Origin of the sequence: Mesorhizobium sp. M4A.F.Ca.ET.022.05.2.1, from assembly GCF_003998845.1 — a bacterium.
GTDB lineage: Bacteria > Pseudomonadota > Alphaproteobacteria > Rhizobiales > Rhizobiaceae > Mesorhizobium.
Genome location: NZ_RZOJ01000743.1, coordinates 1 through 1,127, shown reverse-complemented (window position 1 = coordinate 1,127; position 1,127 = coordinate 1). Strand labels below are relative to the sequence as shown.

General features: G+C 68.0%; 1 protein-coding gene. It reads left to right on the top strand.

What is annotated here, in order from left to right; all coding sequences use genetic code 11:
• Positions 1–1,127 (top strand): aldehyde dehydrogenase (locus tag EN745_RS35065; RefSeq protein ID WP_145992339.1); only part of this gene is annotated, 1,127 nt, incomplete at both ends.

Below are 1,127 nucleotides of genomic sequence, written 5' to 3'. Positions count from 1 at the left end.
GCCCCGGCGAACGCCGCGCCTTGCTCTCCAAGGCGGCCGACGTCATGGCCTCCAAGGTCAGCGAATTCACAAAATTGATGATGGAAGAGACCGGCGCTACCGGCCCCTGGGCCGGCTTCAACGTCATGCTGGCCGCCAACATGCTGCGCGAGGCCGCCGCCATGACGACGCAGATCTCGGGCGAGATCATCCCCTCGGACAAGCCGGGCACGCTGGCCATGGCCATCCGCCAGCCGGCCGGCGTCTGCCTCGGCATCGCGCCGTGGAACGCACCCGTCATCCTCGGCACCCGCGCGCTGGCGATGCCGCTCGCCTGCGGCAACACGGTGGTTCTCAAGGCCTCCGAGATATGCCCCGGCACGCACCGGCTGATCGGCCAGGTTCTGGTCGAGGCCGGTCTGCCCAAGGGCGTCGTCAACGTCGTCACCAACGATCCGAAGGACGCGGCCGGCATCGTCGAAGCGCTGGTCGCGCATCCGGCCGTCAAGCGCGTCAACTTCACCGGCTCGACCAAGGTCGGCCGCATCATCGCCGAGCTTGCAGGAAGGCATCTCAAGCCGGCCTTGCTCGAGCTCGGCGGCAAGGCGCCGCTACTGGTGCTGGACGACGCCGACATCGACGCGGCGGTCAATGCCGCGACCTTCGGCGCCTTCATGCATCAGGGCCAGATCTGTATGTCGACGGAACGGTTGATCGTCGACGACAAGGTCGCCGACGAGTTCGTCGCCAGGCTCGCCGCCCGTGCCGCGCAACTGCCGGCAGGCGATCCGCGCGGCCACGTCGTGCTGGGCTCGCTGATCAGTAGCCAGGCCGCCGACAAGATGGAGGAACTGGTCGCCGACGCAGTCGCCAAGGGCGCGAAGCTTGTCGCCGGCGGCAAGCGCGCCGGCACTGTGGTGGAAGCGACGTTGCTTGATCACGTGACGCCTTCGATGCGCGTCTATGCCGAAGAATCCTTCGGGCCGGTCAAGCCAGTCATTCGCGTCAAGGGCGAGGACGAGGCGGTGCGCGTCGCCAACGACACCGAATACGGCCTGTCGTCGGCCGTCTTCAGCCGCGACATCAAGCGCGCCATGGCGGTCGCTGCCCGCCTTCAGGCCGGCATCTGCCACCTCAACCGCCCGACC